Genomic DNA, 12,471 nt, shown 5'->3' with positions numbered 1-12,471 from the left:
AGGTTTCGAAGGTGAGTGACGATCCGATCGAACTGAGCGATCCGGATGTGGTGGTCGACGCGGCGACCGGCAGGTTGTCGTATCGGGGTGAGCCCTACAGCGGCGCGGTGACCCAGACCCGCCCCGACGGCACCTGGCGCGAGTACTGGAGCTACGACGACGGCGACCGCGAGGGCGACTGGACGGGCTGGTACCCCGACGGCACCATGCGCTACAACGGCGAGTTCTACCGCAACCGGCCCGTGGGCACCTGGCAGGAGTGGTACCCCGACGGCGCCCGTCGACTCGAGGACGTCTACGACGTCGAGGGCACGCTGCTCACCCACTCGGTCTGGAACCAGGCGGGCGAGGTGATCGAATTCGAGGACGAACGCACCCGCAAGGGCATCGCCGCCGACGCGGTGCCCGCGGACGATCCCGCCTTGCGCTGGGACGACGAGCAAGCCCGCCTGTATTACGGCGACGAGCCGTTCACCGGCCAGCAGTTCCGCCGCCCGGCACCGAGCAGCCCCGTCACCGACCTGGACGGCTACACCGACGGCTACCCTGACGGGCCGACGCGCGGCTGGTACCTCGACGGCACCCCGCGCTACACCGGCGAGTACGCCGATCGGCAAGCGGTGGGCCGCTGGTGCACATGGTTCCCCACCGGGAATCGCAAGGAAGAAACCGTTTTCGCGCCCGACGGCGCGCTGCTCACCCGGACCGAATGGGACGAGGCAGGCACCGTGACCGCGCGGTACGGCGAGAACCAGGATTAGGCAACAGGAGTGCGCAGTGGCTGACGAGCTGGCCGGGGATCCCGATGTCGGATTCACCCTCACCACGGTGGTGGCCGCCGACGACGGGATCACGGAGCGGGCCGCCGCGCTGAGTCATCGCATCGCGAAAACGCTGGCGGCGCTCGGCCCGCCGGGCTGGACCAAGGTCGAGGCATCCTTCGCGATGACGGCGGCGGCCGAGGTGTCGATGGTCGTGTTCCACGATGAGCAGGAACGGTTCGCCCGGGTGTTCCCGAGCCCGGAACTGCTGGATCTGCTGCGTGAGCACCGGCACCTGTCCGCGTCGATGGGCGACGGTCCGTGGTGGCGCTACCTGCTCACGCTGAGTAACACGGGCCGGATGAACGTCGAATTCGACTACGGCGACGACCCGTTCCCGGACGACCAACTCTTCCCGCCGACGGTGTACCTCACCGATATCGAGATCTATCCGCGCGATCGGCTGCCGATCTGGCTGGCCGCCTATGTCGGTCACGGCAACCGGCAGATCCGGACTCCGCTGGCCGCGGCCGAGCAGGCGCGCGCCGATACCGCGGCCGGCCGCACCGCCATCGGGTCGGCGCCGGACGTGGAATTCCCGCCGCTCGATCTCCTGGCCCGTCGGTGGGCACTGATCGCCGCCGCGTTCGTCGCGATCGGCTCCAAGTGGGGACCGCGCGTGACACCGGCCTTCCACGTCTTCGAGGGCTCGAAGCACAGTGGCTCCACCCTGTGCCTGCTCCCGGGTGATCGCGCGGTGCTCTCCGGCGGGATATGGGACGCACCGGAACTCGACGCCGTTTACAACAAAGACCTCCCGATGCCGGACTTCTATCTGGGTGCCCCCGACTGGGTTGCCGAGCCGGTGATCAACCGCCGCGCCGAGAACGGCCTGCTGAGCTTCTGCTACTGGTGGGAGGGCGGCCGCTGGTATCGGGGCGCATCGGCCGGTGCCGACGCGCTGGCTCCCGCCGTCCCCGGCATGTGGGACACCAGGACTGTCGTCGAGGTGCTGACCGGTTTGCTCGGCCCGAAAGCGGGCCAGGCGCAGAAGGAAGCGGTCCCCGGTCTGGTCGAGGCCGCCGAGCGCGGGGCCGTGGCCAGGGAAGCGTTCACCCGTGTCTTTCCCGACGATGTCTACAACGTCGACTCCGCCTGGTTCCAGCTGAATCTCGCCGGTTCGACGGGCACCCACACGGCCGGCTTGGCGACCTGACCTACGGCGTCGTGCTGTTGCGTGGGTGTGGCAGTTGTGGTGTGCTCGCTAACCGACGGGCTGGGCGCGACGGCTCGCGAGTCGGAGGGAATCGGCAATGGCCAACGAGCACGCCAAGGCACAGATGGCGGACATCCTCGAGACTGTCCAGACCCAGATGCGTGCGATCGCGCAGGTCCAGCAGGATCGCGCGAAGATCATCGCCAGCGCCACCGTGCGCAAACGGGTGACGGTGACTGTCAACGCCGATTACAAGGTCATCGAGACGAAATTCACCCCCGACATCGACGATCTCACCTACACCGAGATCGCCAAGGCCGTGACCGAGGCCGCGCAGCAGGCCTCGATCGAGGTGGCCCGCAAGACGCAGGCGCTGATGGCGCCGATCCAGAGTGAACGCGCCCGCCTGCCGAAGATCACCGAATTGGTCGACAACATGGACGGTTTCGCTATTCCGCAGCCGGTGGAAGCCTCGCTGGAGCCGCCCAACTCGCCTGAGCGGGAACGACTCTCGACCGACGAAGAGGACGGATCCCGTGATCCGTCGCGGCCCGCTACCGACGCGGGCTGGTGATCGCGATGGACGGAGATGGTCGAACCATCGCCACCAGTGAGATCGCTGCTGTACATGCGTAATTCATGTCGCAGACCGTAGAATCGTTAGCAAGCCGTGCGAATCGGCGGTGTCGTGGTAGCGGTGCCAGGCGGGGCGCGAGGCGACACCGGTACGGACAGGGAGGGTCGACTTCATGACGGGACCATCGGCGCAGGATCAGTGGGCGGGGCTGCGTTCGGCAGCCTCGGACGGATCACTGATGCTCGAGCCGTCGGCGCTGCCGAACCTGGTCGAAGCCGCCAACAACGCGCGCTACTGGGTCAACTCGGTGAAAACCCAGGTGGACATGGTCTCCAACCTGCCCGAGTTCTCCTCATTGGAGTCGGGCAAACAACTGTCCAAGCAGTTCGAAGGCAAGGCCGGTCAGCTGAAGACCGTACTCGGCAAGCACGAGACGGTACTCGACAATGTCGCCAACACTTTTCTCGACGCCGCCCGGCACTACAAGGGCGCTGAGGACGGCAGCAAGGTGGATCTGGACGCGCTGCGCACCAAGATCGAGCAGGGCCGCAGCGCCGGCATGGCCAAGACGCCGCTGCCGCCCACGGTCGTCCAGTTTCCGGCGGTGGCGACCGCGGTCAACCTGCCGAAGGTCCTGGCCGACGGCAAGACGTTCGATCCGGCGGGAATGAAGGCGGAAGGCCCCGGCGGCTACAACTACAACGAACTCCAGGCGATCATGAATTCCCTGTCGGCGGTTCCCGGGAATCTCGCCCACACCGCGTTGTATTGGGGCGACCTGGCGGGTTGGCTCAAAACAGGTTTCGACGACCTGAACGCCAAAGTCGAAGCGAGCAAGAAGAGCTGGACCAGCCCGGGCGGCGCCACGCGCGCCATGTCCGCGATGTCGGCCTATCACGAGGCCAACGGACTGCTGGTCGATCAGACCGAACAGGTGGCCGCCGCACTCGATTACACCGTCGGCTGGATCAACGCCACCTCCAAAGGGCTGGCGACCGCGCTCATGTTGCCCCGGTGCTACTCCGATCCCAACGGCTCGCAGGCACAGGCCGACAAGGAGGCCTGCGCCAAGAACGGCCGCCAGGTCATGTGGAACACCTACGTTCCCGGACTCAACAGCACCACGAGCCACATTCCCACGCTGCCCGATCCGACCGCGCCGTCCTCCGGGAACGGAACCGGCAACGGCAACGGCAACGGGAATGGGAACGGCTCCGGAAACGGCAGCGGGAGCGGGAGCGGCTCCGGTTCGGGGAGCGGATCGGGTTCGGGCGACACCTCCGCCGCGTTCAAGAAGGCCATGGCGGAGCTGCAGGGACAGACCTCCGGTAGCCAGCTGGGCAACGGCAGCGCCGACACCACGGGCAACGGCTCGCTGGGGTCGACCGGTTCGACGGGATCGACGGGGTCGTCCTCGGCCGATCAGCTGACCTCGGCCCTGCAATCCGGTCTCGAACAGGCCAGTTCCGCCGCGCAGTCGGCTGTGGACCAGGCGACCTCGGCCGCGGAACAGAGTGCCCTGGCGGGTATTCCGGGCTCCGCCGCGCTCGGTTCACTGCAGGAACAGGCCAAGAAGGCGCTGAGCGCGGCGAGCAAGGGTGGTGGCGGCGGCGGTGGCTCGGGTGCGGGCGGCGGTGGCGCCGGTGCCGGCGCCGCTCCGCTCTCGCCGAGTTTGGACAGCGCCTCCAAGCTGTTCCCGCGGGCTTCGGCCACCACGGGGATGGAGGGTTTCCGCACGGGCGTCGCGTCGTCGGCGGCCGGCTCGCCGATGGGTGGTATGCCGATGTCGCCGATGGGTGGCGCGGGCGGTCAGGGCCAGCAGAAGGAACACAAGCGGGCCGACTACCTCGACTCGACCACCCACTTGGACGAAGCGCTCGGTGACGCGCCGATCGTCGCGAGGCCGGTGGTGGAACAGTGACCCCCACCTGGGAATTCACCGGCGACGAGTTCGATGCGCTGTGGGCGGGCATCGACGAGGAGTACATGCCGGACCCGTTCATCCACAGCAGTGAGCCGGGCACCGCCGACGCGGCGGAGTTCACGCTGAAACACAACTGGATGACGATCAAGCAGCGCTGGGGCCACGAGCTCGACGACATCATCGACGTGCTCACCCACCCCGATATCCGGCTGATCGTGCGCGGGTACGGCGGCGGCGAGCGACTCACCGATCCCGCCTTCTCGGTGCGCATGCTCGCGGCGCGCAAGGGTGACGTGGGCTATCTGGTGCGCCAGCGTCCCGGCCGAACCCTGTACCACGCCGAGGGATTCGTCATCACCCGCCACGATGCGCTGTCGCTCGGTGACGTGGTCGCGAGCCACCTGCCCCCGGCGGAAGCGGGCCGCGGCCAGGAGATCCGGCTCGACGAGCCGGCCGACGACCAGCTCGATCACTCGTACGGCCGCTCACTGGTGCAGCACTACGACGACGATGCCGCGGTGCGGACGATGACCTTTCAGCAGGCGCCGCTCGACCGCGACGGCTTCATCGACATCGAGCAGGGCTGGTCGCGATTCGGTCCGCGCGGCATCGTGCGCCTGCGGCTGGGCTGGCGAGACCTGACCGACGACGGTCGCTATGTGCTGGTGCCCGGCACGCCGCGGGTGGCGGTCGGCGCCGATCGCCGGCGGGTGGTGTCGCTGATCAACACACAGATCGCCGAAGTTGTCAGAGCCATCAGGGATGATCGGGCGTAGTGATGCCGGGCCAGACGGAAGGGGGAGTCGTGGACGAGTTTCCGACCGAGTTCAGCGCGTCGTCGGTGACGGGCGCGATCGTGGTGCGGACCACCGAGCAGGGCCTGCCGGTGGGGATCACCGTGGATCACGAACAGGTCCGGCGAGACCCCGCCGAGCTGGCCGCCGAGATCCTGCGGTTGTGTCAGAAGTCGGCCAAGCGTGCGGGCCTGGCGCGGCGTAATCAGCTGGCGGAGGCGGGATTCGACCCGGCGTTGCTGGCGGCGACGGGATTGCCGACCGAGGCCGAGGTCGCGGCGGCGGAGATCGTCGAGGAGCAGGAATACGACACCGAGCCGGACAGCTGGCTGCGGTCGGTCTGACGAGCGAAGAGGGGAGGACAAGGCGATGGTCGAGACCATGGACGAGCTGATCGCGAAGGTGCAGGGTCAGCTCTATCGGCTGCAGGACCTGTCCGATGCCACCAATGACATCCGGGCGCACGAGGTTTCGCCCGACGGCGCGGTGACGGTGACGGTCGACGGTGCGGGCGCGCTGGTCGGGCTCGAGTTCAGCGCGGCGATCGCCAAGTTGTCACCGGCCGATTTCGAGCGTGTGCTGGTACAGACCGCGCGGGCCGCCGCGCACCGTGCCTTCGGTGAGCGAGCCGAGCTGGTCACGGCGTACAACCGGGCCGGCACATGAGATTTTAACTGTTCTTCACCGCGTATTTGTGTGGTGTCAGGGCCGGACGAGTAGATAAAGTAACGAAACACCATGGGCTGTTTCGAGATTGGACGATAGCCATGAACCATGTTGCGGTAGTTCCGGACGCAGTTCGTGCGTACGCGGGTGCCTCGGCCACGATGGCGGCGGGGGTCGCCCAGGCAGGCGCGGTCGACCAGGTCGCCACCATGGCCGCCGCGGTGCCCGTGTTCGGCCTGATCGGCCAGGAATTCCTGATGTCGTTCGCGTACGCGCAGGCCAACCACCTCACCTCGGTGGCCCAGCTGGCCGCGGTGCACGCGGGTACCGCGTTGACCGCTACCCAGGCCGCCGCTACCTATGAGGGCGCCGACGGCGCGTCCAAGCTGGGTATCTCGGCGGTCGATCAGTAGCAATGACGTATCCAGGGGGAGATTCGGCCGGCGTGGCAGCGTCGGTCGATCCGACTGTGCTCGAGCTGCTGCGCGGTAGTTCGCTGGCGCCGATGCTCGATCAGCCGGTGAGTCAGGTACTCGGCTCGATGGGGTTGCCGCAGTTGCCGCAGCTGCCCGAGTTCATCCAGCTGCCGGAAATGCCCGCCCTGCCGACGATCGATCTGACGGCGCTGATGCAGCCACTCACCGAGCTGGCCTCCGCGTTCGGTACCGGTGCGCTCGGCAACACCGGTACGACCTCGGGCACCGGCACGTCGAGCAATCCCGCTGAGGCGCTGACGAATATCTCCTCGGTGCTGGAAACCGTGATGTCGCTCGGCTCGACCGCGCTACAGACGGTGATGCAGCTGTGGCAGAGCGCCGCGGCGACGGAGGCGACCACCAAGGCGACCGCGGCGCAGTCCGACGGCGCCAAGCTCGCCACCCAGAGCACCCAGGAGAAGGCCGTGCTCGCCCAGGCGGCGGGCAATGTCGCCGTCGGTGGCGCGAAGCTGGCCGCGGTGATCGCCCGGTACTCGGCCACCCTGGCGCTCGCTCCGCTCTACGTGCTCACACCGGGTGGTCAGGCGGTGCTGATCGCGGCGACCATGGAGGCGATGGCCGAGGGTCTGGCGATCACGGCCGAGACCAAGGCCGAGATGATCGCGCGCAGCGGCGAGATGGTGCAGGCGGGTGAGAAGGTCGAGGTGACCAACGCGCCGTCCGGCGTCGACGCGGGCAGCGAGTCGCTGAGTCAGCTGATGAGCCTGATCACGCCGTTGATCAGTACCGCGAGTACCGCGGTCTCCTCACTCGGTTCGCTGGCCGAACAGGTGAGTTCGCTGTCGACCGGCACCACCGGCGACTCGACGACCACCGGTACCGAGATCTCCGCGACCGGCGAGGAATCCGCCGGCGAACTGGCCGCCGCGAGTGGTGGCGGTGGCGGCGCGGTCGGTGGAGTCGGTGCGATCGGCGGCGTCGGGTCGTCGTCGTCGCCACTGAGTCCGTGGCAGGGCGGTCGCGCCGGTGGTCTGTCCACCGTCGGGGCCACCGGTGCGGTCGGCGGTGCGGGCGGCACCACCTCCGGCGGCGCGAACATGACCACGGCCTCGGCCGGCGGCTCGTCGCCGGGAATGATGCCGATGGGTGCCGCCGGTGCGGGCATGCCGATGGCGCGCGCGGTGGAGGGCGGCGGCAACGAGGCCGTGCACTCACAGCTGGTCACCGGAAACCACGGCGACGAAGTCGTCGGCCAGATCGCGGGGGTGGCGACCCCGGTCGTCGGCGCCGCCGAACCGGTGGTCGCCGACGCGCCGCCGGACAAAGAACTCTCACTGTGACGCGGCACGACCATGACAGGAGTGGCAGATGAGTAACACCTTCGAATTCGATGCGGCCGCGGCGAGCAAAGCCGCGGCAGCGCTGGACGGCATCGCCGACCGGCTCACCACCGAACTGACCGCTGTCGCACCGGCGCTGCACGTCGCACCGGCCGGTACCGAGGAGGTGTCGGTGCGCGCGGCGAACACGGCCAACGGCGTCGCCGACGACTACCTGACCGGCGCCGAGGCGGGCGCGCACGAGATGAACAAGCTCGCCGCCACTCTGCGCGCGCAGGTGAGCGAGTTCGATCAGATGGAAACCGACAACACCAGCGGCTTCAACGGATAATGATCGAACCACCGCAGCCCGGCTTCACCGGAGTGGTGTGGGAGGCGCGCGAGCCGGACAAGCTCGCCACCGACCTCACCGCCGGTGCCGGACCCATGCCGATGGCCGACGCGGCCGCCGCCTGGACGCGGCTCGCCGCGGCCTTCGGCGCGGCCGTGCTCGACTACGAGCAGGTGCTGCAGACCTTGCGTGGTTCCTGGACGTCCGGGAGCAGCGAGCTCGTGTGGGAACGGATCTCGACACTGCGGGAGTGGTTGCTCGAGACCGCGGCGGCCGCGACCGCCAACGCGGCCAGGATGCAAGCCCAGGTCCTCGCCTACGAGGTGGCGGCCATCGCCATGCCCAATACCGCCGACCTCGCCGCGATCACGGCGATGCAGCAGGCGCTGGAACAGGTCGGTACCGCTCTCGGTGCGCCGATCAAGGCGATCGCGGCGCAGACCGACGCCGATGCCGACCTGGCCAAAGCTGTTGCCTCCCGGGTGATGCGCAGCTACGAGGCGGCCACCGAACCACTGGCGACGCCGTGGTTGCACGCGCCGCCGCCGCCGATCGCCCCGGAAGCCGCGCTGACCGGCGAGAAGTCGGGCCAGAGCGCGTCGCCGACTCCGACTGCCGGGGCGATGCCCGGGATCGGCGCCATCGGCCTCGGCGCGCTGCCGTCGATGCCGGCTCCGGTCCAAACCGCTTACCGTGCACCGACGTTCGTTCAGTCCGCGACCACGGTCGGTGCCACCACGCAGGCGGCGCCGGCCACCACCGCCCCGGCCGGGCAGTCCGCGCCGCTCGTCCCCGGCGCGATGGCGCAAGGCGGCAGCCAGGACTCGGCTGCCCGCTTCCCGCGCGCGGGCCTCGCCTACGAGGAGTCCGACCAGCTGGTCGCCGAAGGCGAGATCCAGGCCGCGCCCGCGGTGCTCGGCGTCGCCGAGCGCGCCCCCGCACAGACCGGCGGCACCGCCACCGCGGAGGGACGGCCATGACCACGCTCACCAACGACGCGCTGCTCGCCGTCGCCGACCGGCTCGGTGTACAGACCCTGCCGCTGGTGCTCGCCGTCGGCCCGCGGCAGGACACCTTCGACGCCTGGCGCGCGGCCCGCGATGCCGCGGTCACCGAACTCACCGCCACCGGCATCTTCGACAGCTACGGCGATGTCGAACCCGACTTGGCGGGCGCGCTGCACACCCTGGCCCAACCCGACGCCGAACTCGTCGCCCGTGGCTACGGGGACGACGGCCGGCGGCGAATCTGCCTGGCCCGCCGCGGTTCCGGTCACGCCAGCGCGGTACGCACCGGCGAGACCTTCGAGATCGCCACCGATGCCATCGACGGATCCGACCGCGAACTCGCCCGCCTGCTGCTCGCCGCGCTGCCGACCTGCGCGCCCGCCGAGGTAGCGCCGGTGAGTGTCGCGGCCGACAACCTGGCGGCGCGCCTCGACGCGGCCGACACAACCTCCCAGTACGTGGACGCGATGTATGCGCTCGGTATCGACGCGCACCAGGCGACCGTGCTCGGCGCGGCCTTCGGCACCTGCCATGGCTACACCGAGATCATCGCCGCAGTCCACCACGACGGGCTGACCACCCGAGCCCCTGGCGCGGTCGCGGTGTACGACACCGCGCGCGGCCGGATCGTCGTAGCGCCGATGACGGCGCCCGACGGGCAGGTGTGGTCGACCATCACGCCGGGCACCGATCACCGCCTCACACAGGCGATCGGTGCGCTCCTCGAGGGGCTTCCCGGTGGGGGGTGGCGGCCAGATTAAGCCATCTCTCGTTTCAACCATCAAGTAGGAAAGGTTCGGCACATGCCCCCTCAGGGACCAGTAGGTGTAGAAGCAGGCGGCGTAGACGGCGTCGTCTCCAAGCTCGAAAGCAGCATCGGCAACCTCCGCACGTCGGTCGGCCAGATCGACGACGCCGCCCAGGCTGTGCTCCGCGGCTGGAAGGGTGACGCCTCCGACGAGTTCGTGAAGGTCGCCCAGGCCTGGCACGACGAGTCCGACGCACTGAACAAGAAGTTCGACCGGCTCACCGAAGCGGTCAGCTCCGGTAAGTCCACCCTGGTGAACATGGACGGCCAAGGCCTGTCCGGTGGCGGTTCCACCGGCGGTGGCGGCGGCTACACCAACCTCTGACCGCGCTTCAGACACGAACAGGAACTGAGCTATGACCATTCTTTATGATCCCGCGGCGATGAACGAGCTGTTCAGCGACCTGCAGACCTACGGCGGGAAGATGAAGGGCGAAATCGACGAACTCGAGGGCGCCGCTTCGGATTTCCGCAACAACCTGCAGGGTGACCAGGCGATCTCGACCTTCGACACCGCGCACAAGAACGTCACCACCGAGCTGACCGACACGCTCGACAAGCTCGACAAGCTCGCCGCTCAGGTCGAGTCCGCGCTCAACCGCGCACTCGAGGCAGACGGCAAAGTCGGCGACGGTTTCGCGGACTTTTAGCAGCGCTGCCGCGCTCGAGCGCGGCCCCTGTGGGGCCACCCGAAAACGGGGCGGGACTTGTGCCTTCGGCACTGTGTCCCGCCCCGTTCTTCGGTCGGCCGGGCCGCTACGCGGGCGTGGGCCTTCTCGAGGTCGGCCCGCGCGGGTCGGCTAGGAGGGCACTGTTTTCCTGCCTGCTCAGCGCGCCGCGAGTGATTCGCCGATGTAGTGCATTTCGTCGGGGGTGGTCACCATCGACACCGTCGCACTGCCGGTGCTGGTTCGGACCGTGATCCGGTTCGGGGCGTACGGGTCCTGGATGAGGGTCACGTCGGGTGGCAGCGCGTCCGGATCACGTTCGGTGGTACGGATTTCGACGAAGGTCGCGCCGCCCAGGTGGGTTGTCGGCGCGATACCGTCGAACACCAGAACGGTGGTGGTGGGGTACGGCGCCGCGGGAACGGGGGGCGGGCCGGGGGGTGCCTGTGGGGTCGCGCCCGCGGCGCGTGGCGCGATCGACAGCAGTTGGGGGGTGGCCAGATTGGCGACCATCGACTGCCACGCCTGCGGGCGCGTGGTGTGCACGACGGCGTGCGCGCCGAGCGCGGTGGCCCGCAACACCACCTGCTGAGCCAGGTCCAGGTTGCCGATCACGTCGACATGGCGTGTGCCCGCGCCGATCAGCGGGACGGCGATGCCCTGGCCGCGTTCGTCGGCGCCGATCAGCTGCCCGCAACCGGTGGTCGGTACGGCGATGTCGGTGAGTGCGGTGAGGGTGCCTCGGTAGCCGTCACGGCCACCGAGGTCGTCGGCGGCGCCGATGGGCAAGGTATCGAGCAGGATTCGGCGCTGGCTGCCCGGGAGCTCGCGCAGCCCGGCGATCGGCGCCTTGTCGTAGGGCTCCGCCGAATCGAAGCGGACGACGGCGTTGAGCACGACGGTCCCCGCCTTGTCGTCCGCGCGGCCGATCCGGCCCGCGCCGGGGTGCAGGCGCAGGGTGACGGTGGTCGACAGCGTGGGCAGCGACCAGATCTCGGCCAGTCCGTTGGTGCCGATCATCGGCGCGGTGAGCTGGTAGTGCGTGAGATGCCTGCCGTACTCGGACTCGAGGCCGTGCGCCGACTCGGTGAGCCGCAGCGGATCGAAGCCGTAGGACAGTTCACGCAGCGCGCTGTTCATCTCGGTCGCGGTGAGCACCGCGGCGTCGATGCCCTGGGTGGCCAGCCGATTCGCGACCCGGCGGGTCGCGATGATCATGGTGCGCAGCGCACCGGTGGCACCGCCGCCGCGCTTGTCCACCGCGGTCGCGTTGGCCACGGGGTCCAGGCGCAGCACGAGCCAGCAGGTGCGGTGCGCGATGGCGGGCAGCGGGCCGAGAATCCGGTTGTACAGCTGTGCGGCGGCGCCGGTGCCCGCGGTGCGCGCGCCGGTGGAGATCACATCGATGCTCACCAGTCCCACGTCGAATTGTTCGAGGCAGCGCGCCACTTCGGTGAGCGGCAGCAACTGGTCGGCGCTGAGCGAGCCGCGGCGCAGCAGGGTGAGGGTGTCCGGTGGCGGGTCGATCCGCAGCATGGTGAGCAGCAGATCGCCGTCCCAGCGGACTCCGCAGCCGCCCCCTTCCGGCAGCGGTACGTCGAACGCGGGCGCCCGATCGAGAGTATCGGCGCGGCCGCGCAGGCGGCGGGCCAGCCAGTCACCGATGCGGACCGCCGGTGGCCGCCGCCGGATCGGCACGAGCCCGATCAACAGCACGGCCGCGGCGCCACCGATCGCGCCGTAGACCGAATCCGTCGTCGCCAGCACGATCCAGGCCACGATCGCCGCGAGTATCGCGGTCGGCACGCACGCACGCAGCGGATACATCCGGAACAACCAGAATTCCGGGTCACGCAGGGTGTCGTAGACGTGTGCGCTGCCGGTTTGCCCGGCGTTCATACTGTCGTTCAAAGCCGTTGTCCCCGCTTGGCGTACGTCGAAT

15 protein-coding genes are annotated in these 12,471 nt (G+C 69.1%); 14 read left to right on the top strand and 1 reads right to left on the bottom strand.

What is annotated here, in order from left to right; all coding sequences use genetic code 11:
• The first annotated feature begins 11 nt into the window (after positions 1-11).
• From ACFWFP_RS14375 to ACFWFP_RS14310, 14 genes are all read left to right on the top strand, one after another.
• A complete protein-coding gene (locus tag ACFWFP_RS14375; RefSeq protein ID WP_379295213.1) occupies positions 12-761 on the top strand; it encodes a toxin-antitoxin system YwqK family antitoxin in 750 nt (249 codons plus the stop codon).
• 16 nt (positions 762-777) lie between these two features.
• A complete protein-coding gene (locus tag ACFWFP_RS14370) occupies positions 778-1,977 on the top strand; it encodes a hypothetical protein (RefSeq protein WP_379295212.1) in 1,200 nt (399 codons plus the stop codon).
• 97 nt (positions 1,978-2,074) lie between these two features.
• Positions 2,075-2,551: a YbaB/EbfC family nucleoid-associated protein gene (locus tag ACFWFP_RS14365; RefSeq protein ID WP_379295211.1), complete on the top strand. Its 477-nt coding sequence runs from the start codon at positions 2,075-2,077 to the stop codon at positions 2,549-2,551.
• Between the two features lie 175 nt (positions 2,552-2,726).
• Positions 2,727-4,475, top strand: coding sequence for a hypothetical protein (locus tag ACFWFP_RS14360; protein WP_379295210.1), 1,749 nt, complete (start codon positions 2,727-2,729; stop codon positions 4,473-4,475).
• A complete protein-coding gene (locus tag ACFWFP_RS14355; protein ID WP_379295209.1) occupies positions 4,472-5,254 on the top strand; it encodes an ESX secretion-associated protein EspG in 783 nt (260 codons plus the stop codon). The genes ACFWFP_RS14360 and ACFWFP_RS14355 overlap by 4 nt, the downstream gene beginning before the upstream one ends.
• Positions 5,255-5,283: 29 nt before the next feature.
• Entirely contained in the window at positions 5,284-5,616 is a 333-nt protein-coding gene (locus ACFWFP_RS14350; RefSeq protein ID WP_379295208.1) for a hypothetical protein, read from the top strand.
• A gap of 25 nt (positions 5,617-5,641) precedes the next feature.
• Positions 5,642-5,938: a YbaB/EbfC family nucleoid-associated protein gene (locus ACFWFP_RS14345; protein ID WP_379295207.1), complete on the top strand. Its 297-nt coding sequence runs from the start codon at positions 5,642-5,644 to the stop codon at positions 5,936-5,938.
• Between the two features lie 101 nt (positions 5,939-6,039).
• Positions 6,040-6,351: a type VII secretion target gene (locus tag ACFWFP_RS14340; RefSeq protein ID WP_378632320.1), complete on the top strand. Its 312-nt coding sequence runs from the start codon at positions 6,040-6,042 to the stop codon at positions 6,349-6,351.
• Positions 6,352-6,383: 32 nt separating this feature from the next.
• The gene (locus ACFWFP_RS14335) at positions 6,384-7,715 is read left to right on the top strand and encodes a hypothetical protein (protein WP_379295206.1); all 1,332 of its coding nucleotides are present in this window, start codon (positions 6,384-6,386) and stop codon (positions 7,713-7,715) included.
• A gap of 28 nt (positions 7,716-7,743) precedes the next feature.
• Entirely contained in the window at positions 7,744-8,046 is a 303-nt protein-coding gene (locus ACFWFP_RS14330) for a PE family protein (RefSeq protein WP_379295205.1), read from the top strand.
• Entirely contained in the window at positions 8,046-9,026 is a 981-nt protein-coding gene (locus ACFWFP_RS14325) for a PPE domain-containing protein (RefSeq protein ID WP_379295204.1), read from the top strand. The genes ACFWFP_RS14330 and ACFWFP_RS14325 overlap by 1 nt, the downstream gene beginning before the upstream one ends.
• Positions 9,023-9,814, top strand: coding sequence for an ESX secretion-associated protein EspG (locus ACFWFP_RS14320; protein WP_379295203.1), 792 nt, complete (start codon positions 9,023-9,025; stop codon positions 9,812-9,814). The genes ACFWFP_RS14325 and ACFWFP_RS14320 overlap by 4 nt, the downstream gene beginning before the upstream one ends.
• A 42-nt stretch (positions 9,815-9,856) precedes the next feature.
• Positions 9,857-10,186: a WXG100 family type VII secretion target gene (locus ACFWFP_RS14315; RefSeq protein WP_378993625.1), complete on the top strand. Its 330-nt coding sequence runs from the start codon at positions 9,857-9,859 to the stop codon at positions 10,184-10,186.
• A 31-nt stretch (positions 10,187-10,217) separates the two neighbouring features.
• Positions 10,218-10,511 carry a WXG100 family type VII secretion target gene (locus tag ACFWFP_RS14310; RefSeq protein ID WP_378632332.1) on the top strand — a complete coding sequence of 98 codons (294 nt, stop codon included), beginning with the start codon at positions 10,218-10,220 and terminating at the stop codon, positions 10,509-10,511.
• A gap of 177 nt (positions 10,512-10,688) precedes the next feature.
• Here ACFWFP_RS14310 and eccE read toward each other — a convergent pair whose 3' ends face one another.
• Positions 10,689-12,440, bottom strand: a complete 1,752-nt coding sequence (gene eccE / locus ACFWFP_RS14305) for a type VII secretion protein EccE (protein ID WP_379295202.1) — start codon at positions 12,438-12,440, stop codon at positions 10,689-10,691.
• Positions 12,441-12,471 lie beyond the last annotated feature (31 nt).

The organism is Nocardia sp. NPDC060249, from assembly GCF_042728755.1.
In the GTDB taxonomy this organism is placed as follows: Bacteria; Actinomycetota; Actinomycetes; order Mycobacteriales; family Mycobacteriaceae; genus Nocardia.
Note: the sequence above shows the minus strand (reverse complement) of the source record. Positions and strands in the feature narration are given on the sequence as shown.

Coding starts and splice junctions, on each gene's coding strand:
- ACFWFP_RS14365 (WP_379295211.1), top strand. CDS start 2,075: ATGGCCAACGAGCACGCCAAGGCACAGATGGCGGACATCCTCGAGACT.
- ACFWFP_RS14360 (WP_379295210.1), top strand. CDS start 2,727: ATGACGGGACCATCGGCGCAGGATCAGTGGGCGGGGCTGCGTTCGGCA.
- ACFWFP_RS14345 (WP_379295207.1), top strand. CDS start 5,642: ATGGTCGAGACCATGGACGAGCTGATCGCGAAGGTGCAGGGTCAGCTC.
- ACFWFP_RS14340 (WP_378632320.1), top strand. CDS start 6,040: ATGAACCATGTTGCGGTAGTTCCGGACGCAGTTCGTGCGTACGCGGGT.
- ACFWFP_RS14330 (WP_379295205.1), top strand. CDS start 7,744: ATGAGTAACACCTTCGAATTCGATGCGGCCGCGGCGAGCAAAGCCGCG.
- ACFWFP_RS14325 (WP_379295204.1), top strand. CDS start 8,046: ATGATCGAACCACCGCAGCCCGGCTTCACCGGAGTGGTGTGGGAGGCG.
- ACFWFP_RS14320 (WP_379295203.1), top strand. CDS start 9,023: ATGACCACGCTCACCAACGACGCGCTGCTCGCCGTCGCCGACCGGCTC.
- ACFWFP_RS14315 (WP_378993625.1), top strand. CDS start 9,857: ATGCCCCCTCAGGGACCAGTAGGTGTAGAAGCAGGCGGCGTAGACGGC.
- ACFWFP_RS14310 (WP_378632332.1), top strand. CDS start 10,218: ATGACCATTCTTTATGATCCCGCGGCGATGAACGAGCTGTTCAGCGAC.